Here is a 23,356-nt window from a genome sequence, read left to right as displayed (position 1 = left end):
CCAGGCGAGCAGTGGTTCTATGCCCTGACCGAGGATGGCGTCGAGAACCTCAAGGAACTCATCCAAATCCACCGAACGGGACGCTGACCGCTTCGATCCGCACCTGCGTCACTCACCGGATGCGTACGATCGTTGATGCGGGCCAGGACGTCGGCCAGCCACGCCTGGGGATCGATGTCGTTCATCTTGGCGCTCACGATCAAGCTGTACATGGCGGCAGCGCGCTGCCCGCCTCGATCCGATCCGCAGAACAACCATGCCCGTCTTCCCAGGGCGATGCCGCGCAACGCTCGTTCGGCGGCATTGTTGGTCAGGCAGACCCGTCCGTCACGCAGGAAACGGGTGAAGCCTTCCCAGCGGGTCAGCATGTAATCCATCGCCTTGGCCACCGGCGCGTGCTTCGACATCCCGGCCCGGGCCGCCCGCATCCAGGTCTCCAGTTCCTCGATCCGGGGCTTGGACAGCTCGGTGCGCAGCGCCAGACGGTCGGCCGCCGAACGCCCCAGCGCCTCGCGCTCGATGTCGAACAGCGGGTCGATGCGCCGCACCGCCTCCAGCGCCAGCTGAGCGACGGCGGATTCAGGCGAAGCTCTCCAGGCGATGCGATCATCGTCCCGGAGGAGCGACATGAAAATGCCGTCAGCATCAACACGACGGGCCAAGACCCGGCGTCAGTTCAGCATGGCCTTCGACACCGCAAGGCTGCGGACGATCAGCCCGGCCGACCGCGCCGCGGCGGTGGTGCAACTGGCCCTTCTCCTGATGGAAGCCGCAGGTGCCGGAACCGGGGAGCATGACGATGGCGAACACTGATCTCCTGCCGCCGTCGGTGCTCAAGCGCAAGGCCGTGGTCTACGTCCGCCAGTCCTCCCCGGCGCAGGTCCAGACCAACCTGGAGAGCAAACGCCGGCAGTACGAACTCGTTGATGCGGCCAAGCGCCGAGGCTTCCGCCGGGTCGAGGTGATTGACGACGATCTCGGGCGCTCCGCCAGCGGCACCATGGCGCGGCCCGGGTTCGAGCGGCTGGTGGCGTCGCTCTGTGCAGGCGAGATCGGCGCCGTGCTGTGCCTCGACGCCTCCCGGCTCGCCCGCAACGGCCGGGACTGGCACCACCTGCTTGAACTCTGCGGGCTCGTCGAGGCCAGGGTCATCGACCTCGACGGCATCTACGATCCGGGGCGGCCGAACGATCGGCTGCTGCTGGGCATGAAGGGCAGCATGAGCGAGTTCGAGTTGGGAGTGCTGCGGACCCGGATGCTTGATGCCGCCCGCAGCAAGGCGCGGCGGGGCGAACTGCGCATCAGCGTGCCGATCGGCTACATCTGGCACCGAGAGGGGCTCTGTTGCAAAGTTTACCGGCAGGCGCGAGATGATGGTTACGGGCATCACCGCCGATGCTATGCATCCTGGAGTTCGAGCTGCTGGCTGATGAACTGGGCGGCCTCGGTGAGCACGCAGGGTCCGACGTTGAAGGCGCGTTCGACGAGGCGCGCCTCGCCCCGCATGTCGCGGGTGATGTTGAAGCTGGACGCTTGGCCTTTGCGGAGCGCCCGCATCACCTCAAAGCCCTTGATCGTTGCGTAGGCTGTCTTCAGGGTCTTGAAGCCCCGCACCGGGCGGATCAACTGCTTCAACTTGCCGTGGTCGGCTTCCACCACATTGTTCAAGTATTTGACCTGCCGGTGCTCGGTCTCCTCGGGACATTTGCCCTCAGCCTTCAGCTCCGCCAAGGCCGGCCCATAAGTTGGCGCCTTGTCGGTGTTGATGACCGTCGGCGTCTCCCACGCCTTCAAGCTGTTCAACGCCTTGGACAGGAAGCGCTTGGCGGCGGCGGTGTTGCGCGTGGGAGAGAGGTGGAAGTCGATGGTGTTGCCATGCTTGTCAACGGCACGGTACAGGTAGGTCCACTTGCCACCGACCCTCACGTAGGTCTCGTCGACCCGCCAGCTGGTCGACCTCGGACAGCGCCACTGCCAGCGTAACCGCTTCTCGATCTCCGGCGCGTACTTCTGCACCCAACGGTAAATGGTCGAGTGATCGACCGAAACACCGCGCTCGGCCATCATCTGTTCGAGATCACGGTAGCTGATGCCGTATCGGCAGTACCAGCGCACCGCCCAGAGCACAATCTCACCCTCGAAGTGGCGTCCCTTGAAGTCCGACACGGCGTGGCTCCCAACAGCATCCAGCCATTCCGCCGCCTGCCGGCCAACTTTGCAACAGAGCCCCTCGCTGTGCGGCGGGAAGCGCTCAAGGATGCGGTCAAGGTGTGTGGCGAGGCGTTCGGCCTCGGCCCAGCGCGGGTGGCTCGGTGGGTCGTCGGCTTCCCGTCCCATCCCATCGGCCCTCCCGCGAAAGCGTTCGGCGGCAAGAAAATTGTGAGCCGCAACAATCGCACGGATACCCTTGATTCGTCGCTACGACCTTGGTGAGAACACGAGAAAATTTTCAGGAGAAAGCGACACCCTCAACGTCGGCGGCGGGCTCCAGACGGCGCGGCTGTTCCTGCCATCGATCCGCCGGAACGGGTCCATCATCTCAATCGGGACAAACAGACGGCTTGCCGCGATCCGCAAGCTTTGGCACTGTCGAGGGCGCGCACCATCACCGGGTCGTTTGAGCGCCAATCTTCCAGTCAAGGAAGTGAAGCGGCCTTTTAGTACAATCTCCCTCCGAAGTGCTTGATCTGAAACGCGTCACAGCTCGATCTGGGCGGCGGTGATGACGCTTTGCGCGATGTCGGCGATGCGGCGGCCCTGCTTCATGGCGGCCTTGCGCAAGGCGTTGTAGGCCGCCTCCTCCGTCAGGGACTTCTGCTGCATCAGGATGCCCTTCGCCCGCTCGATCAGCTTACGGTCGGCGAGCTGCGTCCGAGCCTCGTCGCGTTCGCGTTTCAGCGTTTCAAAAGCAGCGTAGCGGGCCAGCGCGGTTTCCAGGATCGGCCGCACGCGGGCGGGATGCAGACCGTCCAGGACGAAGGCGGCCACCCCGGCCTCCGCCGCCTGCGCGGCTGCCCCCGGCGGCGCTTTGTCGGCGAACAGGACGACGGCGCAGGCACCCGACCGGGCCAGCCGGAAGACGCCGTCCAGCGTCGCGGGGTCCGATGTTGCCAAAACAGCGACGACCGCGTCCGGCGCCCGAGCGGCGACGCGGGCTGGCAGATCGGCGAAGCCATGGACCACGACGATCCGGTCGGCGATCCGGTCGCGGCCCCCCGCCCCGGCCAAGCCGTCCTCCACCGCCCGCGTCGCTGTGGCGTCGGGGCCGGCCACAAGAATGGTCAGGGGTTTGTTCGCCATCGCCGTTCTCACCTTCCCCTTACGCCGCCCCGTTCATGCCGCCCATTTCACGCCGCTTTCACCGTCCCGTGATGCCCGCCTTCCAGGAAATTCAGCAACTCCTCCCGGTAGGCGTAGTAACGGGGATGCTCCAGCAGGGCCTGCCGGGTCCGGGGGTGGGGGATGTCCACCTCCAGGATGTGGCCGATGCGGGCGTTCGGCCCGTTGGACATCATCACCACACGGTCGGCCAGCAGGATCGCCTCGTCAACGTCGTGGGTGACGCAGATGGCGGTGACCTGGGTGCGCGCCCACACCTCCATCAGCACCTCCTGAAGCTCCCAGCGGGTCAGGCTGTCCAGCATGCCGAAGGGCTCGTCCAGCAGCAGCAGCTTCGGCGACAGGGCAAAGGCCCGCGCGATGCCGACGCGCTGCTTCATGCCGTTGGACAGCTCCGCCGCCCTCTTGTGCATGGCGTCGCCCAACCCAACTCGCGACAGGTAATAGCGCGCGATGTCGTCGCGCTCCCCCCGGCCGGCCTGCGGGTAGACGCGGTCGACCCCCAGCATGACGTTCTCCAGCGCGGTCAGCCAGGGGAACAGGCTGGGCGCCTGGAAGACCACCGCCCGGTCGGGGCCGGCGCCGTCGACCTCCCGGCCGTCCAGCACGATGCCGCCGCTGGACACGTCGGCCAGCCCGGCGACCATCGACAGGACGGTGGACTTGCCGCAGCCCGAATGGCCGATCAGGGAGATGAACTCCCCCTTGCGCATCTTCAGGTCGAAGCCGTCCACCACGGTCAGCGGCCCCTTCGGCGTGGCGAAGGTCTTGGTGACGCGGCTGAACTCGACATAACGGTCGTCGGACAGGCCGCCGGGCTGCCCAGCCAGATAAGCCTTGGGCGGCGGTGCCGCGGTGATGGGCGTCGCCGCCGGCAGGGTCAGGGTCTCGTCCACCGCGGCGGCGGCGCGGCTGGCCCCGGCCTCCATCAGCCACGCTGTGACCTCGGCGCGCAGGCGCTTGAAGTCCGGGTCATGGTTCACGGCGGTGCGGTCGCGCGGGCGCGGCAGGTCCACCGCGAAGGCGGGGCCGAGCGTCGCCCCCGGGCCCGGCGTCAGCGGGATGATGCGGTCGGCCAGCAGTATGGCCTCATCCACGTCGTTGGTGATGAGGACGACCGTCTTGCGGTCCTTGCGCCAGATCGCCTCGATCTCGTCCTGGAGCTTGGCGCGGGTCAGCGCGTCCAGCGCCGACAGCGGCTCGTCGAGCAGCAGCATCTCCGGGCTCATGGCGAGCGCGCGGGCGAAGCCGACGCGCTGGCGCATGCCGCCGGACAACTCCTTGGGACGGCGGTCGGTGGCGTGGCCCAAGCCGACCGTCTCCACCGCCCGGCGGGTCAATACGCCGCGCTCCGGCGACGGCTTGCCCTTGTGCACGGCGTCCACGGCCAGCGCCACGTTGTCCTTCACGCTCAGCCAGGGCATCAGCGAGTAGTTCTGGAACACGACGCCGCGCTCCGCCCCCGGCCCGCGCACCGGCTGGCCGCGGAACAGCACCTCCCCGGCGTCGGGGGCGGCCAGCCCGCCCATCAGGTTGACCAGCGTGGTCTTGCCGGCGCCGGAGAAGCCGACGATGGCGACGAACTCCCCCTCCGCGATGGACAGGTCGATTCCGCGCAGCACCTCGGTCCCGCCGTAGGACTTCGCGACGTTCTTCAGCTCAAGGATGGCCATGCTCGGGGACTCCTCAGCGGGTGCCGGTGTGGGAAACGGCGGCCTGGAAGGCCAGCATGACGCGGTCGAGCAGGAAGCCGATCAGGCCGATGGTGAAGACCGCCACCATGATGCGGGCGAGCGAGGAGGAGGAGCCGTTCTGGAACTCGTCCCACACGAACTTGCCGAGGCCGGGGTTCTGGGCCAGCATCTCCGCCGCGATCAGCACCATCCAGCCCACGCCCAGCGACAGCCGAAGGCCGGTGAAGATGTAGGGCAGCGCCGAGGGCAGCACGAGCCGGCGCACCATCGTCGGGCCGGACAGCTGCAGCACCTTGCCGACGTTCATCAGGTCCTTGTCGATGGAGGACACGCCGACCGCCGTGTTGATGAGCGTCGGCCACAGCGAGCAGAGCGTCACCGTGACGGCCGAGGTCAGGAAGGACTTCTCGAAGGTCGGGTTGTCGCTCGACACCGTGGCGCTGACCACCATGGTCACCAGCGGCAGCCAAGCCAGCGGCGACACCGGCTTGAAGATCTGGATCAGCGGGTTCATCGCCGCGTTGACCGTGCGCGACAGGCCGCAGGCCACGCCCAGCGGCACCGCCACCAGCGCGCCGAGCAGGAAGCCGGTGAAGACCGTCTTCAGGCTGGTGACGATCTGGTCCAGATAGGTCGGCTTGCCGGCGTAGGGCCGGGTCTTCACCTCGGCGCTCGGGTCCTTCGCCAGCAGCTCGGCGTTGCGCTTGGCCTGCCGGTCGTAGAAAGCGGCCTCCTTGGCGCGTTCGGCCTGATGGTCGGCGTGGAGGACACCCACCTGCTCCCACACCTGGGCGGGGCCGGGGATGGCGCCCAGGCTGGTGTTCACCTGCGGCGCCAGCCACGCCCAGGCGGCAAGGAACAGCATCAGGGCGGTCAGCGGCACGCCCATCTGCTGCCACAGCTCCCGCCCCTGCTGGCGCGGGCTGTCCCCGGCGGCCATGCGGAGCAGCGGGCTGAGCCAGCCGAGCCCGACAATTTGCAGGGTGGCGGCGGCACGGTTTAGGCTGTGGGCGAGACGGGCCTTGCGCCGGGCGCGCATCGCCTCGGCGGAGGAGAGGGTGGAGGCTTCGGTCACGCTGGTCATGGGGTGATCTTTCTGTTTGGCGCGGGGCGCCGATGCCCCCTCCCCGGCCCTCCCCCGCTACGCAGGGGAGGGTGTCTGTCCCCTCCCCTGCGTAGCGGGGGAGGGTTAGGGTGGGGGCCCGTCGCGACCACTTGCGCGGGTCATCCGGGGAAAGAAGCGCTCAACCGCCGACCAGTTGGCCGCCCTGCAGCGCCTGCCCGCCCTTGAGGCCGATGGGCAGCTTGGTCAGGTACTCGTTGGGCTTGCGGCCGTCGTAGGCGATGCCGTCGATGAAGCCCTCGTCCAGCGGCTTGTAGCCGTCGCTGGCCCAGGGGAAGTCGGCCTCCCTGGCCTTGCCCTCCTCCACCAGCAGCCGCGCAGCCTTCAGGTAGATCTCCGGCTTGTAGACCTTGCGGGCGGTCTCGTCGTACCAGGCGTCCGGCTTGGCCTCGGCGATCTGGCCCCAGCGGCGCATCTGCGTCAGGTACCAGACGGCGTCGGAATAGAAGGGATAGGTGGCGTTGTAGCGGAAGAAGACGTTGAAATCGGGAACCGCCCGCTTGTCGCCCTTCTCATACTCGAAGGTGCCGGTCATCGAGTTGGCGATGACCTTGGCGTCGGCCCCCACATACTCCGACTTCGCCAGGATCTTCACCGCCTCGGCGCGGTTGGCGTTGTCGTTCTCGTCCAGCCACATGGCGGCGCGGATCAGCGCCTTGACCAGCGCCAGATGGGTCTTGGGATTCTTGGCGGCCCAGCCCTCGGTGACGCCGAAGACCTTCTCCGGGTTGTTCTTCCAGATCTCGGTGTCGGTGATGACCGGCACGCCGATGCCCTTCATCACCGCCTGCTGGTTCCACGGCTCGCCGACGCTGTAGCCGAAGATGGTCCCGGCCTCCAGCGTCGCCGGCATCTGCGGCGGCGGGGTGACCGACAGCAGGGCGTCGGCCTGGATCTGGCCCGACACGTCGTTGGGCGCGTAGTAGCCGGGGTTGATGCCGCCGGCGGCCAGCCAGTAGCGCAGCTCGTAATTGTGGGTGGAGACGGGGAAGACCATGCCCATGGTGAAGGGCTTGCCCTCCGCCCGGTACTGGGCAATGACCGGCTTCAGCGCGTCGGCCTTGATCGGGTGCAGCGGCTTGCCGTCCGGCCCCTTGGGCAGGTTGGGCTTCATCCGCTCCCACACCTCGTTGGACAGGGTGATGCCGTTGCCGTTCAGGTCCATCGAGAAGGCCGTGACGACGTTGGCCTGGGTGCCGAAGCCGATGGTGGCGCCCAGCGGCTGACCGGCCAGCATGTGGGCGCCGTCCAGCTCCCCGGAGATCACGCGGTCGAGCAGCACCTTCCAGTTGGCCTGCGGTTCCAGCGTCACCGACAGGCCTTCGTCCTCGAAGAAGCCCTTCTCCGCGGCGATGGCGAGCGGCGCCATGTCGGTCAGCTTGATGAAGCCCAGCTTGAGCTGGTCCTTCTCCACGTCGAGCGGAGCGGCCTGGGCGGTCCCGAGCATCAGCGCCAGCGTGGCGGCGGCGGACAGCAGGGCGGTGCGGGGGGAGGCGGGAAATCGGATCACGTCTCGGGTCACGTTGGTCGCTCCATCTCTCGTTCCGGACCCCCGCGGCACGCCCGACCTCGATCCAACGCCCCACCGGCGACGCGCCGTTGAGGGCTCTCCAGCCATGAAGGGCTGTCGAACCGGGTCAGCGACGGTGCCGAGGGGCCCAACCTTGGGCGTATGGGATGGACGCACCGCCGTTGGCGCGTCCCGCCGTTCCTCTCGCAAAGACCATGCCAAAGGCTGAGCGGGCGTCCAAACAGATCCAAAGGTCTTTGTTTCTGCGGCTTTGACGCGAATTGCCTATTGTTTGTGCTAGTACCTTGGTGGTGCCGCATTGCACAAATTGTCGGCTTTCGGACCGCTTTTTGTTCGATGCAGGACAAAAGCGCGTGTTCAGGTCCCGACACTCCCGCCATGCGCCAGTGGTGGCGGAGCCTCGCAAATGGCGGAAATCCGCCATTCCGGTCCCTTTCTCATACCTTGGTGCCAGTGTTGGCACGCGGATTGCCAGAAGGATGGGCAGATCAGGGCCAAGGCAACGGCGCCATGGCCGGTTCGACGGCGAACCACCCGGACAACGGCGTCCGAAACCCTGGGAATCCCGCGGGAGTCCCCAGGGCTTCGGGCGCCTTTTTCTTTTCGGCCTCGCGGCCTCGCAAGAGGGCACACAGCATGAGCACGCACACCAATCCATCCACTCCGCGCGAACGGCTGGTCGTCGTCGGCAACGGCATGGCCGGCATCCGCACGCTGGAGGAACTGCTGGCCAAGGCGCCGGACCGTTACGACATCACCGTCTTCGGTGCCGAGCCGCACCCCAACTACAACCGCATCATGCTCTCCCCCGTGCTGGCCGGGGAGAAGACCTTCGAGCAGATCGTCCTGAACGGGCGCGACTGGTACGAGACCAACGGAATCAAGCTGTTGACCGGCGACCGTGTGGAAGTGATCGACCGGGCGAACCGCACCGTCACGGCCATCTCCGGCCTGACCGTGCCCTATGACAGGCTGCTGATCGCCACCGGCTCCACCCCCTTCATCATCCCGGTTCCCGGCTCCACCCTGCCCGGCGTCGTCGGCTTCCGCGACCTCGCCGATGTCGACACGATGCTGGAGGCGGCGGCCAGGGGTGGACGCGCCGTGGTCATCGGCGGTGGCCTGCTCGGGCTGGAGGCCGCCAACGGGCTGAAGGTCAAGGGCATGGACGTCACGGTCCTGCACCTGATGGACACGCTGATGGAACGGCAGCTCGACCGCTCCGCCGGAGCGCTGCTGCGGCACGAGCTGGAGCGTCGCGGCATCGCCGTGCTGACCGGCGCCGACACTGCTGAAATTGTGGGCAACGAGCGCGTTTCCGCGGTTCGCCTGAAAAATGGGCAGGAGCTTCCCGCCGATCTGGTGGTCATGGCCGTGGGCATCCGCCCGAACACGACGCTGGGCAAGGCGGCGGGGCTAGCCTGCGGGCGCGGCATCCAGGTGGACGACGCCATGACCACCTCCGACCCGGCGATCCTGTCGGTCGGCGAGTGCGTGGAGCATCGCGGCCAGACCTACGGCCTCGTCGCCCCGCTGTTCGAGATGGCCAAGGTCGCCGCTGCCCGGCTGGCCGGGGGTACGGAGGCCGCCTACACCGGCTCCGTCACCTCGACCAAGCTGAAGGTGACGGGGGTGGACGTCTTCTCGGCGGGCGACTTCACCGGCGGCAAGGACTGCGAGGACATCGTGTTCCGCGACGCCGCCCGCGGCGTCTACAAGCGCGTGGTGGTCAAGGAGAACCGCATCCTCGGCGCCGTGCTCTACGGCGACACCAAGGACGGCGGCTGGTACTTCCAGATGCTGAAGGACGGCACGGAGGTGGCGCCGGTCCGCGACACCCTGATCTTCGGGCAAGGGTTCGGAGGCGAGGGGGCGGCAAACCCTAAGGCCGCCGTTGCGGCGCTCCCCGACAGTGCGGAGATCTGCGGCTGCAACGGCGTGTGCAAGGGCACCATCGTCACGGCGATCACCGAGAAGGGCCTGTCCAGCCTGGACGAGGTGCGGGCTCATACCAAAGCCTCGGCCTCCTGCGGAAGCTGCACCGGTCAGGTGGAGCAGCTCCTGGCCCTGACGCTGGGCGACAGCTATGCGGGCGAGGCGAAGGCCAAGCCGATGTGCAAATGCACCGACCGCACCCACGACGAGGTGCGCCGGGCCATCACCGCGCTGGAACTGAAAACCATCCCCGACGTGATGCAGCGGCTGGAATGGCGCACCCCCGACGGTTGCCACCATTGCCGTCCGGCGCTGAACTATTACCTGCTCTGCGAATGGCCGGGCGACTACAAGGACGACAGCCGCTCCCGCTACATCAACGAGCGCGTCCACGCCAACATCCAGAAGGACGGCACCTACTCGGTCGTTCCGCGCATGTGGGGCGGGCTGACCAGCGCGCAGGAGCTGCGCGCCATCGCCGACGTGGTGGACAAGTTCGCCATCCCCACGGTGAAGGTCACCGGCGGCCAGCGCATCGACCTGTTCGGCGTGAAGAAGGAGGACCTGCCCGCGGTGTGGGCGGACCTGAACGCCGCCGGCATGGTGTCCGGCCACGCTTACGCCAAGGGGCTGCGCACGGTGAAGACCTGCGTCGGGTCGGAATGGTGCCGCTTCGGCACGCAGGACAGCACCGGCCTCGGCGTCAAGCTGGAGCGGATGACCTGGGGCACCTGGACCCCGCACAAGGTGAAGCTGGCCGTCTCCGGCTGCCCGCGCAATTGCGCGGAGGCGACCATCAAGGACCTCGGCGTCGTCTGCGTCGACAGCGGCTACGAGCTGCATGTCGGCGGCAACGGCGGCATGCATGTCCGGGCCTGCGATCTGCTGGTGAAGGTGGAGACCGAGGCGGAGGTGCTGGAATACACCGGCGCCTACATGCAGCTCTACCGTGAGGAGGCCCGTTACCTGGAGCGCACCGCCCCGTGGCTGGAGCGCGTCGGGCTGGACCACATCAAGCGCCGGCTTGTCGATGATGCCGAAGGCCGCGCGGCGCTCAATGCCCGCTTCCTCTTCTCCCAGAGCTTTTCGCAGGACGATCCCTGGGCCGAGCGGGCCAGCGGGTCGGTGGACCGTCACGAATTCGCACCGCTCGCACAGGTGGGGTAACGTCACATGGATCAGAGCATTTCCTGGATCACCGTCGGTTCGGTCGAGGACATTCCCCGCCAGGGCTCCCGCGTCGTGCGGACCGACTTCGGCGACATCGCCCTGTTCCGCACCGTGGCGGACGAGGTCTACGCGCTGGAGGACCGCTGTCCGCACGCCGGCGGCCCGCTGTCGCAGGGCATCGTCCATGGCGCGCGGGTGACCTGCCCCCTGCACAGCTGGGTGATTGACCTCGCCAGCGGCGAAGCGGTCGGCCCGGACGAGGGCTGCGCCGGCCATTGCCCGGTGCGGGTGGTGGACGGCGCGGTGCAACTCGGGCTGGCGGCCTTCCGTCCGGGACGTGGAGGGTGCGGCCATGGGTGACGCGCGATCTGAAATCCCCTCTCCCGCCCCGGGAGAGGGAGGGGCCCACGCGCCAGCGCGGGAGGGTGAGGGTACCCTCGAGGATCAGTGCCTCGATCCTGGCGCGACCCTCACCCGCCCGCTGCGCGGGCACCCTCTCCCGGGGCGGGAGAGGGAAATGGGAGGGCACACAGTCCGCACCACCTGCCCTTACTGCGGCGTCGGCTGCGGCGTGCTGGCCTCCGTCTCCGGCGACGGCACCGTCTCCGTCTCCGGCGACCCCGACCACCCGGCCAACCGGGGGAAGCTCTGCTCCAAGGGCACCAACCTGCCCGACACGCTGGGCCTCGGCGAACGGCTTCTCCACCCGCAGGTGGACGGGCGGCGCGTCGCCTGGGACGAGGCCATCGCCGCCGTCGCAACGCGCCTCTCCGACACCATCGCCAAACACGGCCCGGATTCGGTGGCCTTCTACGTCTCCGGCCAATTGCTGACCGAGGACTATTACGCCGTCAACAAGCTGGCGAAGGGCTTCCTCGGCACCGCCAACATCGACACCAACTCGCGCCTCTGCATGGCCTCCAGCGTGGCGGGCCACAAGCGCGGCTTCGGCGCCGACGCGGTGCCGGTGACCTACGAGGACCTGGACGACGCCGATCTGGTCCTGCTGGTCGGCTCCAACCTCGCCTGGTGCCACCCGATCCTGAACCAGCGGCTGCTGGCGGCCAAGCGGACGCGCGGCACCCGCGTCATAGCCATCGACCCGCGCCGCACCGCCGCGGTGGACGGGGCCGACCGGCACCTGCCCATCCGCCCCGGCACCGACGGCCTGCTGTTCAACGGGCTGCTCGTCCATCTCGCCGACCGCGGGCTGATCGACGCTCGTTTCGTCGCGGAGCACACCGCCGGTCTGGCGAAGGCGCTGGAGGCCGCCCGCGCCGACGCGCCCTCCCCCGCCCATGTCGCCGCCCGCTGCGGTGTGCCGCTGGCCGAGATCGAGGCCTTCTACGCTGAAGTCGCAACGGTCCGCCGCACGGTCACCATTTACTCCCAGGGGGTGAACCAGTCGTCCCAGGGGACGGACACCGTCAACGCCATCCTGAACGTCCATTTCCTGACCGGACGGATCGGCGCGCCGGGCATGGGGCCCTTCTCCGTCACCGGCCAGCCCAACGCCATGGGCGGGCGCGAGGTCGGCGGGCTCGCCAACCAACTCGCCGCCCATATGGGGTTCGAGCCGGAATCGGTGGACCGGCTGCGCCGCTTCTGGAACGCGCCGCGGGTGGCCGACAAGCCCGGCCTGAAGGCGGTGGACCTGTTCCGCGCCGTGGAGGCGGGCACCGTCCGCGCCGTCTGGGTGATGGCGACCAACCCGGCGGTCAGCATGCCCGACGCCGCCCGCGTCCGCCGCGCGCTGGCGCGGTGCGAGACGGTCATCGTCTCCGACTGCGTCGCCGACACCGACACGGCGCGGCTGGCCCACATCCGCCTGCCCGCCGCGGGCTGGAGCGAGAAGGACGGCACCGTCACCAACTCCGATCGCACCATCTCCCGCCAGCGGGCCTTCCGCCCCCTGGCCGGGGAAGCGCGGCCCGACTGGTGGATCGTCACCCAGGTCGCCCGCGCGATGGGCTTCACCGACGCTTTCCCCTTCGGGACGCCCGCCGACGTTTTCCGCGAGCACGCCGCCCTGTCGGCCTTCGAGAACGGCGGCACCCGCGCCTTCGACATCGGCGACCTTGCCGGGCTGTCCAACGCTGAATTTGAAACGCTCGCTCCCGCCCCCTGGCCGCGGCGGGTCGGTGAGGGTCCGACGCGCCGCCTCTGCACCGACGGACGCTTCTTCACCGAGGACGGGCGGGCGCGTTTCGTCCCGGTCACCTCCCGTCCCCTGCCCCGCTCCGTGGAGCCGGGTTCGCTGATGTTGAACACCGGCCGCCTGCGCGACCAGTGGCACACCATGACGCGCACCGGCCTGTCGCCGCGCCTCTCCGCCCACGCGCCGGAACCCTGCCTGGACCTTCACCCCCAGGACGCGGTGGCGCGCGGTCTGGCGGACGGCGCCTTGGTCAGCCTCTCGACTCCCGTCGGCACGGCGCTGGCCCGGCTGCGCGTGACCGATGCGCAGCGGGTGGGGGAGGCCTTCCTGCCCATGCACTGGACCGACCGCTTCACCGCCTCCTGCGTCGTCGGGCGGCTGGTGGACGACATGGCGGTGGACCCCCTGTCCGGCCAGCCCGACCTGAAACGGATGCCGGTGACGGTCGTCCCCTACCCTGCCGCCTGGACCGGCTTCCTGATCGCCCGCGACCCGGTGGAGCCCGCCCATGTTGGCTATTGGTCCCGCCGCGCCGTCCCCGGCGGCCACCTGATCGAGTTGGCCGGCGAGGGCGCCCTGCCCGCCCCCGACGCGTTGGCGTTCGGCTTCGCCGGGGCGACCGTCGATTACAGCGACGCGGCCCGCGGCGTGCTGCGCCGCGCCTGGGTGACCCACGACCGGCTGGAGGCTTGCCTGTTCCTGTCCACCTCCGGCGGTTTGCCGAGCCGCGCTTGGCTGATCGAACTGCTGTCGGCGGAGGCGCTGGACGGTCCCGCCCGTCGCGCCCTGCTCTCCGGCCGGTCGCCGGTTCCCATGTCGGACGAGGGGCGGACGGTCTGTTCCTGCTTCGGCGTCGGCGTCAACCGCCTGATCGCCGCCATCCAAAGCCAACGCCTGACCACGGTCCAGGAGGTCGGAACGGCCCTGCGGGCCGGGACCAACTGCGGTTCCTGCATCCCCGAACTCAAGGAGATCCTTGCCGATGCCCAGCGCTGCCATGTGGCTTGACGGCCTTCGCTCTCCGCCCGGCGGGAAGCGTTTCAACTTCATCGTCGCCCTGCGTGCTGCGCTGGGTTCCGCATTGCGTCCACGCACGGCCCGTCGCGTCGCCCGCGCCATCCCGGAAGTCTCCGGGCGGACGCCGCACGTCACGCTGGTCGGCGCCGGGCCGGGGGACCCCGACCTGCTGACCGTCGCGGCGGCGCGGGCCATCGCGCAGGCCGAGGTGATCCTTTACGACCATCTCGTCGGGCCGGGCATCCTCGCCCTGGCGCAGCCGGAGGCGGAATTGATCTGCGTCGGCAAGCGGTCGGGCCAGCACTCCCACTCGCAGGAGGCCATCAACGCGCTGATCGCGGCGGAGGCCCGCAGCGGGCGGCGCACCGTCCGGCTGAAGGGCGGCGACCCGATGATCTTCGGCCGGGCCGGCGAGGAGATCGAGCATCTGGAGCGTGTCGGAATCAGCGTGTCGGTGATCCCCGGAATCACCGCGGCACTCGGCTGCGCGTCCAGCGCCGGGCTGTCGCTGACCAAGCGCGGCGTGTCGCGTGCGGTCACCTTCGTCACCGCCCACGCCCGCGAGGGCGACGCGACGGAGCCCGACTGGGCGCGGCTGGCCGACCCCAAGGGCACGTTGGCGATCTACATGGGCCGCGAGGCCGCCCGCCGCGTCGGGCGCGGCCTGACCGCCGGCGGCCTGTCCCCCGACACGCCGGTGCTGGCCGTGGAGAACGGCTGCCGCCCCGACGAACGCCACCACCGCACGACGCTGGGCGCCATGGCCGAGCGGGGCGTGGCGGCGGGCGACGGCCCGACGCTGCTTCTGATCGGCTGGGCGCTAGACGAGCGGGCGGCGGACGCCGGTGATGCCCTCGGCGCGAGCGGCCACGTCGGCCAGGGGCTCGGTCACGACTGACATGGTGAAGACGGTGGCGTGCAGCAGCGTGGCGCCGTCCAGCATGATGCCGACATGGCCGGGGAAGAACACGATGTCGCCGCGGCGGTAATCGATCCCCCGCCCGTCAGCCGAGACCATCGGCCCCAGCCGGTCGTCGTTGCGCTGCATCCCGCTGCTGTGGTGGGTGGTGATCCCCGCTGCCCCAAGTGCCACCTGGACGAGGCCGGAACAGTCGATGCCGAAGGCGCTCCGCCCGCCCCAGACATAGGGCGTCTCCAGGAAGCGCAGCGCCGTCTCCACCGGAACGCGGTCCAGCGGCACGGCCACCGGCTCCAGCCGCTTGCCGAACGTCCACAGCCCGTTGTCCAGCCGGACCCAGCCGCTGTCGGTCGGTTCCGCCACCGTGACGAGGCTGCCGAAGCTCAGCGCCGCCACCGGCACCGCCTTGTGGGTGGGCTCGGGGTGGAGGTTCGCCATGCGTCCCGACACGCGGTGGGTCGGGGCGACCGGCTCCGTCAGGTCCGTGCCGGGGGGCAGCCAGCCGACATGCCCGTCGGTGCGGTTTTCCACCCTCAGCCAGTCGCCATCCCGGTCGAGCGGCGTACATGTCTCACCGAACAGCATCTCGCTGGTTTGCGGGACGCCGTGCCTCGGCTGCTCCAGGAGAACGGCCTGCGGGGCGGCGAGGCGTCGGATCGGGGTGGTCAGTGCATCGGTCATGCCGGTCACGCTAGAGCCCGCCCCGCCGGAATGCAAGCCAGAGGACCGTTCCGGACAATCCTCCGGGAGGTGGGGATTTGCTATGGATTTGACGCTTTTCGACAGGAGAGTGCGATGGGCAACCGTGTGAGGCGTCTGGGGCTCGCGGCAGCGACAGGGGTATGTCTGCTGGCCGGTGCAGCCACGGCGCAGACGGCCGCCCAAATGGCGACCGAAAGTCCCCTGCGGCTCGTGCCGAAGCCCATTCCCTCTCCGGCTCCTTCTTCGGCGGTGGAGCAGCCCCCTGCCCCGCCGGTCCTCGTTCCACCGCAGCCGTCCCCGGCGGCCACGGTGGTCCGGCCGGGTCAGCCCGCGGCCAACCCTGCGTCCATCCCGCAGCCCGCCGCGAGCGCTGACCCGGCCCAAATCCATCCGCCCACGCCACGCCCCCAACCGACCGACGGGGTCGCGGCGGTGCGCGCCTTTTATGAGGCCTTGGGGCAGGCCGACGCCGCGCGGGCCAACACTTACTTCGTTCCCGAGAAGCGGGGCAGCGGGGCTTACGACATCGCGTCGATGAACCGCTTCTACGGCAACATGAGCGTTCCCGTCCGCCTGCTGGCCGCGGAGCCCATCGGCAGGGACGCCGTGCGCGTGCGCTACCATTACGTCTATGTGAACGGCCGCACCTGCGACGGCGCCGCCGAGGTCGCGCTGGCGGAGCGCGACGGGTTGGCGCTGATCGAACGGATCAAGGCGCTCAACGACTGCTGAGGTCTTTTTCCCTCTCCCGCCCCGGGAGAGGGTGGCGCCACAGGCGCCGGGTGAGGGTAAGGCCGAGAATGGGGCGCTGCTCCTTGCCGGTACCCTCACCCTTCCCACGCTGGCGCGTGGGCCCCTTCCCTCTCCCGGGGCGGGAGAGGGGATGAAAGGCTACCGTGCCCGCCCCGTCGGCTTGCCGGTCTTGGCCGGCGCCCGGCGGCCCTTGCCGGCCTGCTGGGTGTAGAAGGTCTTGCCCGGCTTCGGCCTATCCGCCTTGGGCTTCTCCGCCTTGCCCACACCCCCCGTCGTCTGCCAAGCCGGAACGAGCTGATGCTCGCCCGGGCCGATCAGGTCGCTGCGGCCCATCGCCTTCAGCGCGTCGCGCAGCACCGGCCAGTTCTCCGGGTCGTGGTAGCGCAGGAAGGCCTTGTGCAGGCGGCGCTGCTTCAGCCCCTTGGCGGAAAACACCGTCTCCGAGCCCTCGCGGCGGATCGGGCGCAGAGGGTTGCGGTCGCTGTGATACATCGCCGTGGCGAGCGCCATGGGGGAGGGCAGGTAGGTCTGCACCTGATCGGCCTTGAAGCCATTTCGCTTCAGCCACAGCGCGAGGTTCATCATGTCCTCGTCGCTGGTGCCGGGGTGGGCGGCGATGAAGTAGGGGATCAGGTAGAGCTTCTTGCCCGCCGCCTTGGCCGCCTTCTCGAACATCTCCTTGAAGCGGTCGTAGGTGCCGATGCCCGGCTTCATCATCTTGGACAGCGGGCCGGGCTCGGTGTGCTCCGGCGCGATCTTCAGGTAACCGCCGACGTGGTGGGTCACCAGTTCCTTCACATACTCCGGGCTGCGGACGGCGAGGTCGTAGCGCAGGCCCGAGGCGATGTTGATCTTCTTCACACCGGGGATGGCGCGGGCCTTGCGATAGAGCTGGATCAGGTCGCTGTGATCGGTGTTCAGGTTCTTGCAGATGTCCGGGAAGACGCAGGACGGGCGGCGGCAGACCTTCTCGATCTCCGGGTCCTTGCAGGCCATGCGGTACATGTTGGCGGTCGGCCCGCCCATGTCGGAGATGACGCCGGTGAAGCCCTTCACCTTGTCGCGGATCTCCTCGACCTCCTTGAGGATCGACTCCTCCGACCGGCTCTGGATGATGCGCCCCTCATGCTCGGTGATGGAGCAGAAGGAGCAGCCGCCGAAGCAGCCGCGCATGATGTTCACCGAGAAGCGGATCATCTCCCAGGCCGGGATGCGCGCGTCGCCGTAGGACGGGTGAGGGGCGCGGGCGTAGGGCAGGCCGTAGACCCCGTCCATTTCCGCCGTGGTCAGCGGGATCGGCGGTGTGGTCAGCCAGACCTCGCGGTCGCCGTGCCGCTGCACCAGCGCGCGGGCGTTGCCGGGGTTGCTCTCCTGGTGCAGCACGCGCGACGCGTGGGCGTAGAGCAGCTTGTCGGCGCTGACCTGCTCGAAGGAGGGCAGGCGGACCACCGTGCGGTCGGCCCCGGCGGCGCGCGGCGCGGCGGGGGTCAGCTCGTCGATGCTGCTGCTGTCGAGGACGGTCCAGCCGTCGGGCACGCGGCTGCGGACGATGGAGGTGCCACGGATGTCGTCGATCTCCCGCGCCTTCTCCCCGGCGGCGATGCGGTGGGCGACGTCGATGATCGCGCGCTCCGCGTTGCCGTAGCACAGGATGTCCGCCTTGGCGTCGACCAGGACGGAGCGGCGCACCTTCTCGCTCCAATGGTCGTATTGGGCGATGCGGCGCAGCGACGCCTCGATGCCGCCGAGCACGATCGGCACGTCCTTGTAGGCTTCGCGGCAGCGCTGGCTGTAGACGATCACCGCGCGGTCGGGCCGCTTGCCGCCCGCGTCGTTGGGGGTGTAGCTGTCGTTGTGACGCAGGCGGCGGTCCGAGGTGTAGTGGTTCACCATCGAGTCCATGTTGCCGCCGGTCACCCCGAAGAACAGGTTCGGCTTGCCCAGCGCCTTGAACGGTTCCGCGCTGCTCCAGTCCGGCTGGGCGATGATGCCGACGCGGAAGCCCTGCGCCTCCAGCAGCCGCCCGATGATCGCCATGCCGAAGCTGGGATGGTCGACATAGGCGTCGCCCGTCACCACCACGATGTCGCAGGAATCCCAGCCCAGCCGGTCCATCTCCGCCCGCGTCATCGGCAGGAAGGGCGCCGGGCGCCGGGCCTCCGTCCGGTGCCGGGGGAGGGAGAAGATGTCCCGCGCCGCCGGAACGGCGACGGTGGGCGTGGCTTCGTTGAGCATGACGCTCTCCGTTCGGGCCGCCGGTGCGCGAGGCGCTGCCGGGGCGGGGTGCTTGATGGTCGGGTGCCGGTTCATACCGGTCTTGTCCGGCATGGTCCACCGCGCGAGTCCCTACGGAAGTGCCGCGGCGCGGTCAAGGATTGCCTGACCGTCGGGGTCAACTTTATACGCGATTATGACGCCGTGATGTGTGCAGCCGGGCCGCCATCGGCAAGGGGCCTGTTGCAACAGGTCTCCCGGCACCCTGTTGGGAAGGGCGGAGACGAAAGCCTCACCCATGGACAGGAGTGGACCATGAGCACCGACAAGCGTTATGGCGACCAGCGCGACGAACCGCTCGACATCAAGAACACCCGCGCCGACCCCGCCATCGACGAGGAGAAGATGGGCTTCCAGAACATCGAAGGACCGGGCGCCGAGACCAGAAAGGATAAGGCGCCGGGCACGGGCGACTCTCCGGACAGTGCACCCCGGCCGTGACGGGGACCCCCGCAGGCACTGCGGGCGTTGTTCGCTGGAACCACAACAAGCGGAGGTTCGCCATGGCTGAAGAGAAGACACCCGACCGCCCTCCCCAGGCGGGGGCTGAGGCGGGGAAAGAGTCCCCGTTGGAGGACAAGACCAAGACGCCCGGCGATGGGACGCTGCAGGACGCCGTACCCGCCGGAACGACGTCGGACGAGCTGCGGCGGCGGGCGGAAGAGGATGACGGCTCCGTCCAGCCGGGCACCGGCTGACGTGTCGGAAGCGTCGTCGGTTTCATCATACGACGTCGTATGAGAACGACTGGGTATGAGAGCTACCGGGTGATGCTCTCGCCCGCGGGCGCGGCCAGTCCGACCATGGCATAGCTGCTGCGGATGGCCGCGTCCAGCGTCGGGGGCAGGGGTTGGATGCGTTGCTCCCGCGCGGCGCGGCGGGCGAAATCGGGGTCCGCCGCCAATGCCCGTGTCGCCGCCGCCTTGGCCTCGTCCATCCGGCCCATCTGCACGAAGGCGACCGCCAGGGCGGCCTGGGCCGGGGCGGCGGCGGTCACCTCGAACTCCAGCTTCGTGCTGTCCGGGTGTCCATGACGCTGGAGGGCGAGGCTGTAGGCGGGCAGGAGCCGTTCCCGCTGCGCGGGGTCGCGCTCCATCGCCTGCTCCAGCAGTGGCAGACCTTTCGCGGACTGCCCGGCTTCGACATGCCACAGGCCGAGGTCACCCAGCACATGGGCGTTCCCGGGTGAAGCCTGCAAGGCGCGCTGCCCGGTGGCAAAGCAGGGGGCGTATTGCCCGCCCAGACAATAGGCGGTGTAGAGTGCCGTCAACGGGCGCAGCGATGTCGGCTCCAGTTCGGTGGCGCGCAGGGCGGCAGCCAAGGCTTCGTTCAGCGTGGCGTCGTTCCGCTCCGCACGATAGGCATCGGATTGCAGCAGGGACAGCGCCGACCAGAGGCGGGCGGCCTCGCCGGCGCTGGTCGTCAGCGCGCTAGCCCCGGAGGTCAGGCAACCGCTCAAGGCGGCCCGCTCGGCCGGCGGGATTTCATGCCGTCCGGTGGCGAGGACGGCGCACTCACGCGGCGACAGGCTGGCGGCCGGTTTCGCGCGCAGACGCGCGGTGGCAACCGGCAGCAAGGGGCCTTGCGCAGCGGTGAGCGGCTCGACGATGCCGACCGCCAGGGACTGCGGGGTGGGTGCTCCCTCCGGCCCGGCTGGCCGGTCCAGACTGCTGGACCACAGCACCGCCCCGGTGGCGAGGTCGGTCAAGTGCACGACCAGGCGAACCGCCGCGTCGTGTGCCTGAAGGCTTCCAGACAGGCGAAGTCCTTGATGGGGCAGGGCGGTGGTGGGCGGCGGGTCGATCCGCACAGAAAGATCGGTGCGGTTGGCGAGGCCGCTGGCGATCTCGTCGGTCAGCATTGCGGCGAGAGCGCCATCCTCCGCCGACTGGCCGGTGGTGCGGAAGGGGCCGACGACAATGGTCATCGATGCATCGACTGCCGGGGACCGGGCCGTCCTCGGGTCGCTCACCCCCGGCCCCGTGGCGGCCGCGATGGAATGGGGGCCGAGCGCCAGGGCCTCCTCCGCCTCGATGGGGGTGGCGAGGTTGCGACCGATCAGCAGCCCCACCAGCCCGACCGCGATCAGCACCACGACGGCCAGCCCGGCGATGCGCGGAGAAATGGGGCGCCGAGATGTGTCCGCCGCCGGAACGGGGGGGCAGGGCGGGTCAAGGCACGGATCGTCGCTCAGCTTTTCGAAGCGAGGGGCATAACCGCCCTTCGGCACGACGATGCGGATCGGGTCGTGGCGGCCCGCGGTCAGATAGTAATGCTCCAGACTGCGGCGCAGCCGCCCGGCCTCCAGCCTCACAATGGGATCGGATTGCGGGTCGAAACTCGGCTCCCGGTTGAAGACGCTGACGGCGATGCAATAGGCCTTGATCTGCTGCGCCCGCCCTTCCAGGCATTCCTCGACCACATAGCGCAGGAAGCGACGGTTGCGATCCGACGCGTCGAAATGGACGCTCGCCAAAATCCGCTCAAGCTGAGTCCTGACGGCACGATGGTCCAATGCCCACCCCTGCGCGGGCGGAGTTTCCTCGGTCATTCGTGACGTCTCCCGAACGTTGAGAAAGACGACGGGCGTTCCTTCTCAAAAGGGGTGGGTCGATGTGTTGCCGGCATTCTTTCATTGGGAAAAACTGATGTCCATCGGCCCTGTGCTTTTAGGCCGGACCATGTTCCCGAAGTCCGCCCGCTTCTCTGATCGTTGGGATAGGCCGGTCATCCAAAGGCCTGAGGCGCCGGACCGAATGCGGCGAGGGGTACCCCCGCCGAACGGGACGTAAACTACCGTATGCTACCCGCCGCGGCGGAACGGTCGGGCCGTTATCCGGTTTACCCGCCGCCGGACAGGGGACTCGACACGGGAGGACCCGAACACTGGCTGAGGGTCTTTCCCGTCCCCGCGGCACGCCCGGCTCACCGACGCGCATCCCCCGCCGTCGATAAGGTGTGCCGACATTTCCCGGTTTTCCCTGTTCTCGGCTTCGGTAACGCAACGCACCGGTGGTTCCATGCCTTTTATGTCGTCGTCTTTCTTGTCCACGCTGAACGCTCCGTCCCGCCGCTGTCCGCCTCTTCCCTTTCAAACGTCTCCCCAGAAATCCGGGATGGACCAGCCCGCCGCGTCCGCGCTGACGCGCCGCGGCATCTTCGGGTTGGGGGCCGCCGTGGCGGTCGGTGTTTGCAACAGCCGCACCGCCGCGGCGTGGGAGCCGGCGCCGGAGCGCACGCTGCGAATATACAACTGCCTAACGGGGGAGGGCTTCGACGGAGTCTATTGGGCGGAGGGACGCCCGGTGGCGGAGGCGATGGCCCGCATCGACTGGGTTCTGCGCGACCATCGCAGCGACGACTGCCACCGCATCGATCTCGCCCTGCTGAACCGCCTGTCGGAAATGCAGGAGAAGCTGGACAGCCAGCATCCGTTCGAAGTGCTGTCGGCCTTCCGGTCCCAGGAAACCAACCGCCGGGTCAAGGGAGCGGCGACGGGCAGCCTGCATCTGCAGGGGCGGGCGGTCGACCTGCGCCTGCAGGGGCGGCGCGCGGTGGACCTCTATCGCTGCGCCCTGTCCTTCGGCGAGGGCGGGGCGGGTTGCTACGCGAAGCGGAACTTCGTCCATGTGGACACCGGGCCGACGCGGCGCTGGGTTGGAGCCTGAGCGTGGCGGCGCGGAATCGGGACTTTTCGTCGCAGAACCTTTTGCCAGGGGGCATCGGGCGAAGGGCATTACGCCGATGGATGGATTGTGCGCAGGACGGAGGAAGCGCACCATAGCCCGAAAAAGAAGGCCTTAGGATCAGGCCAATGCTCTTTGGGAGGAGCCCATGCTAACCCCAACCGACCATGCGGCCCCCCGAGGCCGCAGCTTATCGGCGCATCGTCACCCGTTGACGGACCCGGCCCGGATGGCCCAGGCCCGCACGCTGGCGGGCTGGATCGCCGTGATCGCCGAAGACCGCGGTCTGGACGAGCGTGGCGTTGCCGCGGCGACCGGCCTGGACATCGAGGATGTCCGGGCGGTGCTGGGCGGCACCGTGTTCATGATGCCCGTGAGCACGCTCGACCGCGCGCTGCGCCGCCTGGAAGGTCGCCCGCACTGAGGAGCCGCAAACCCGCCTCTCCCTGCCCGCCGGCACAGGAGGACCGCATGACCCATCACGTCCGCAAACGGAGCAGCGCCATGGACCGCACGGAGAAACGCGACGCCATCACACGCATCCGCCACGCCGCCGAACAGCAGGGGCTGAACGCCGGCGACCTGGCCCGGATGACCGGTCTGGCACCGGGGCACGCCCGCGCGATCCTGTCCGGTTTCGGCTCGACGGTTCCGCGCGATGCCCTGGACCGCACGGTGACCGTCCTGCCGGAGTGACCGAACGCTCGTGACGGCACGCTGAAATGGAAACGGCGGCGCACCGGGTGCGCCGCCGTTTCTTCAGGGGATGTGCCGCGGTTCAGGCGACCGAGAGCACGTCCAGATAGACGTTCGCCGGCTCGGTCAGGTGAATGCGGTACAGCATGCCCGTCTGGTCGATGATGATGCCGGCGACGGGGTTCTTCGCGGCCATGTCGGTGACGGCGGCGCGCACGTTGCGCGGCAGGCTGTCGAGTTCGACGTCACGGTAGCCGTTCTTGTCGGAGAACTTGATGGTCTTCTGGCCCATGGTCAGGCGCCCTGCGTGCATGCTCTGTTTGCGGTGGGCGGACCATGATCCCGTCGGGTTAAGGAAG

20 protein-coding genes and 2 pseudogenes are annotated in these 23,356 nt (G+C 68.9%); 12 read left to right on the top strand and 10 right to left on the bottom strand.

What is annotated here, in order from left to right:
* Positions 1-17: 17 nt before the first annotated feature.
* Positions 18-566: pseudogene (locus tag DS837_RS21590) on the bottom strand (IS66 family transposase); the annotation flags it as partial.
* Positions 567-627: 61 nt separating this feature from the next.
* On the opposite strand from DS837_RS21590, the gene DS837_RS21585 reads away from it, so the two are divergent.
* A complete protein-coding gene (locus DS837_RS21585; protein ID WP_211102379.1) occupies positions 628-813 on the top strand; it encodes a hypothetical protein in 186 nt (61 codons plus the stop codon).
* Positions 794-1,282, top strand: a pseudogene (locus tag DS837_RS21580) (recombinase family protein); the annotation flags it as partial. The gene DS837_RS21585 and the pseudogene DS837_RS21580, both read left to right, overlap by 20 nt.
* A gap of 116 nt (positions 1,283-1,398) precedes the next feature.
* On the opposite strand, the gene DS837_RS21575 reads toward DS837_RS21580, so the two are convergent.
* The 5 genes from DS837_RS21575 to DS837_RS21550 form a co-directional block, all read right to left on the bottom strand.
* Positions 1,399-2,166, bottom strand: coding sequence for an IS6 family transposase (locus tag DS837_RS21575; RefSeq protein ID WP_149166643.1), 768 nt, complete (start codon positions 2,164-2,166; stop codon positions 1,399-1,401).
* 531 nt (positions 2,167-2,697) lie between these two features.
* Complete coding sequence (locus DS837_RS21570; protein WP_149166626.1) at positions 2,698-3,300, bottom strand: ANTAR domain-containing response regulator; 603 nt, start codon at positions 3,298-3,300, stop codon at positions 2,698-2,700.
* Between the two features lie 47 nt (positions 3,301-3,347).
* Positions 3,348-5,012 (bottom strand): ABC transporter ATP-binding protein, encoded by a 1,665-nt coding sequence (locus DS837_RS21565; RefSeq protein ID WP_149166625.1) that lies wholly within the window; start codon positions 5,010-5,012, stop codon positions 3,348-3,350.
* A gap of 13 nt (positions 5,013-5,025) precedes the next feature.
* Positions 5,026-6,117, bottom strand: coding sequence for an ABC transporter permease (locus tag DS837_RS21560; RefSeq protein ID WP_149166624.1), 1,092 nt, complete (start codon positions 6,115-6,117; stop codon positions 5,026-5,028).
* A gap of 160 nt (positions 6,118-6,277) precedes the next feature.
* Positions 6,278-7,678, bottom strand: coding sequence for a CmpA/NrtA family ABC transporter substrate-binding protein (locus DS837_RS21550; RefSeq protein WP_149166622.1), 1,401 nt, complete (start codon positions 7,676-7,678; stop codon positions 6,278-6,280).
* 645 nt (positions 7,679-8,323) lie between these two features.
* On the opposite strand from DS837_RS21550, the gene nirB reads away from it, so the two are divergent.
* The 4 genes from nirB (at position 8,324) to cobA (ending at position 14,865) form a co-directional block, all read left to right on the top strand.
* A complete protein-coding gene (nirB, locus tag DS837_RS21545) occupies positions 8,324-10,789 on the top strand; it encodes a nitrite reductase large subunit NirB (RefSeq protein WP_149166621.1) in 2,466 nt (821 codons plus the stop codon).
* 6 nt (positions 10,790-10,795) lie between these two features.
* Positions 10,796-11,152 carry a nitrite reductase small subunit NirD gene (nirD, locus tag DS837_RS21540; protein ID WP_035677835.1) on the top strand — a complete coding sequence of 119 codons (357 nt, stop codon included), beginning with the start codon at positions 10,796-10,798 and terminating at the stop codon, positions 11,150-11,152.
* Between the two features lie 157 nt (positions 11,153-11,309).
* Positions 11,310-13,958, top strand: a complete 2,649-nt coding sequence (locus tag DS837_RS21535) for a nitrate reductase (protein ID WP_149166620.1) — start codon at positions 11,310-11,312, stop codon at positions 13,956-13,958.
* Positions 13,933-14,865, top strand: a complete 933-nt coding sequence (gene cobA / locus DS837_RS21530; RefSeq protein ID WP_425599267.1) for a uroporphyrinogen-III C-methyltransferase — start codon at positions 13,933-13,935, stop codon at positions 14,863-14,865. The genes DS837_RS21535 and cobA overlap by 26 nt, the downstream gene beginning before the upstream one ends.
* Here cobA and DS837_RS21525 read toward each other — a convergent pair.
* Positions 14,788-15,567 carry a C40 family peptidase gene (locus DS837_RS21525; RefSeq protein WP_149166618.1) on the bottom strand — a complete coding sequence of 260 codons (780 nt, stop codon included), beginning with the start codon at positions 15,565-15,567 and terminating at the stop codon, positions 14,788-14,790. The genes cobA and DS837_RS21525 overlap by 78 nt on opposite strands.
* Before the next feature lie 453 nt (positions 15,568-16,020).
* On the opposite strand from DS837_RS21525, the gene DS837_RS32800 reads away from it, so the two are divergent.
* Positions 16,021-16,320, top strand: a complete 300-nt coding sequence (locus DS837_RS32800; RefSeq protein ID WP_247890065.1) for a hypothetical protein — start codon at positions 16,021-16,023, stop codon at positions 16,318-16,320.
* 159 nt (positions 16,321-16,479) lie between these two features.
* Here DS837_RS32800 and DS837_RS21515 read toward each other — a convergent pair whose 3' ends face one another.
* The gene (locus DS837_RS21515) at positions 16,480-18,576 is read right to left on the bottom strand and encodes a YgiQ family radical SAM protein (RefSeq protein WP_149166616.1); all 2,097 of its coding nucleotides are present in this window, start codon (positions 18,574-18,576) and stop codon (positions 16,480-16,482) included.
* 294 nt (positions 18,577-18,870) lie between these two features.
* On the opposite strand from DS837_RS21515, the gene DS837_RS21510 reads away from it, so the two are divergent.
* Both DS837_RS21510 and DS837_RS21505 read left to right on the top strand, forming a co-directional pair.
* Entirely contained in the window at positions 18,871-19,056 is a 186-nt protein-coding gene (locus DS837_RS21510; protein WP_149166615.1) for a hypothetical protein, read from the top strand.
* A 62-nt stretch (positions 19,057-19,118) separates the two neighbouring features.
* Positions 19,119-19,313: a hypothetical protein gene (locus DS837_RS21505; protein ID WP_149166614.1), complete on the top strand. Its 195-nt coding sequence runs from the start codon at positions 19,119-19,121 to the stop codon at positions 19,311-19,313.
* Between the two features lie 62 nt (positions 19,314-19,375).
* Here DS837_RS21505 and DS837_RS21500 read toward each other — a convergent pair whose 3' ends face one another.
* Positions 19,376-21,166, bottom strand: a complete 1,791-nt coding sequence (locus tag DS837_RS21500; RefSeq protein WP_247890064.1) for a hypothetical protein — start codon at positions 21,164-21,166, stop codon at positions 19,376-19,378.
* Positions 21,167-21,731: 565 nt separating this feature from the next.
* On the opposite strand from DS837_RS21500, the gene DS837_RS21490 reads away from it, so the two are divergent.
* From DS837_RS21490 to DS837_RS21480, 3 genes are all read left to right on the top strand, one after another.
* Positions 21,732-22,283: a YcbK family protein gene (locus DS837_RS21490; RefSeq protein ID WP_149166613.1), complete on the top strand. Its 552-nt coding sequence runs from the start codon at positions 21,732-21,734 to the stop codon at positions 22,281-22,283.
* A gap of 229 nt (positions 22,284-22,512) precedes the next feature.
* Positions 22,513-22,725, top strand: coding sequence for a hypothetical protein (locus tag DS837_RS21485; protein WP_147394556.1), 213 nt, complete (start codon positions 22,513-22,515; stop codon positions 22,723-22,725).
* Between the two features lie 47 nt (positions 22,726-22,772).
* Entirely contained in the window at positions 22,773-22,997 is a 225-nt protein-coding gene (locus tag DS837_RS21480) for a hypothetical protein (RefSeq protein ID WP_247890063.1), read from the top strand.
* 82 nt (positions 22,998-23,079) lie between these two features.
* On the opposite strand, the gene DS837_RS21475 is transcribed toward DS837_RS21480, so the two are convergent.
* A complete protein-coding gene (locus tag DS837_RS21475) occupies positions 23,080-23,310 on the bottom strand; it encodes a hypothetical protein (protein ID WP_247890062.1) in 231 nt (76 codons plus the stop codon).
* Positions 23,311-23,356: the final 46 nt, after the last annotated feature.

The organism is Azospirillum brasilense, assembly GCF_008365405.1.
GTDB classification, from domain to species: Bacteria; Pseudomonadota; Alphaproteobacteria; order Azospirillales; family Azospirillaceae; genus Azospirillum; species Azospirillum brasilense_D.
The sequence above is the reverse complement of the archived record's forward strand: the minus strand, read 5'-3'. Positions and strand labels throughout refer to the sequence as shown.

Excerpts from the sequence above, each read along its gene's own strand:
- DS837_RS21510 (WP_149166615.1), top strand. The coding sequence starts at position 18,871 with ATGAGCACCGACAAGCGTTATGGCGACCAGCGCGACGAACCGCTCGAC.
- nirD (WP_035677835.1), top strand. The coding sequence starts at position 10,796 with ATGGATCAGAGCATTTCCTGGATCACCGTCGGTTCGGTCGAGGACATT.
- DS837_RS21585 (WP_211102379.1), top strand. The coding sequence starts at position 628 with ATGAAAATGCCGTCAGCATCAACACGACGGGCCAAGACCCGGCGTCAG.
- nirB (WP_149166621.1), top strand. The coding sequence starts at position 8,324 with ATGAGCACGCACACCAATCCATCCACTCCGCGCGAACGGCTGGTCGTC.
- DS837_RS21500 (WP_247890064.1), bottom strand. The coding sequence starts at position 21,166 with ATGACCGAGGAAACTCCGCCCGCGCAGGGGTGGGCATTGGACCATCGT.
- DS837_RS21480 (WP_247890063.1), top strand. The coding sequence starts at position 22,773 with ATGACCCATCACGTCCGCAAACGGAGCAGCGCCATGGACCGCACGGAG.
- DS837_RS21515 (WP_149166616.1), bottom strand. The coding sequence starts at position 18,576 with ATGCTCAACGAAGCCACGCCCACCGTCGCCGTTCCGGCGGCGCGGGAC.
- DS837_RS21565 (WP_149166625.1), bottom strand. The coding sequence starts at position 5,012 with ATGGCCATCCTTGAGCTGAAGAACGTCGCGAAGTCCTACGGCGGGACC.
- DS837_RS21475 (WP_247890062.1), bottom strand. The coding sequence starts at position 23,310 with ATGCACGCAGGGCGCCTGACCATGGGCCAGAAGACCATCAAGTTCTCC.
- DS837_RS21525 (WP_149166618.1), bottom strand. The coding sequence starts at position 15,567 with ATGACCGATGCACTGACCACCCCGATCCGACGCCTCGCCGCCCCGCAG.
- DS837_RS21560 (WP_149166624.1), bottom strand. The coding sequence starts at position 6,117 with ATGACCAGCGTGACCGAAGCCTCCACCCTCTCCTCCGCCGAGGCGATG.
- DS837_RS21570 (WP_149166626.1), bottom strand. The coding sequence starts at position 3,300 with ATGGCGAACAAACCCCTGACCATTCTTGTGGCCGGCCCCGACGCCACA.
- DS837_RS21535 (WP_149166620.1), top strand. The coding sequence starts at position 11,310 with ATGGGAGGGCACACAGTCCGCACCACCTGCCCTTACTGCGGCGTCGGC.
- cobA (WP_425599267.1), top strand. The coding sequence starts at position 13,933 with ATGCCCAGCGCTGCCATGTGGCTTGACGGCCTTCGCTCTCCGCCCGGC.
- DS837_RS21490 (WP_149166613.1), top strand. The coding sequence starts at position 21,732 with ATGGACCAGCCCGCCGCGTCCGCGCTGACGCGCCGCGGCATCTTCGGG.
- DS837_RS21505 (WP_149166614.1), top strand. The coding sequence starts at position 19,119 with ATGGCTGAAGAGAAGACACCCGACCGCCCTCCCCAGGCGGGGGCTGAG.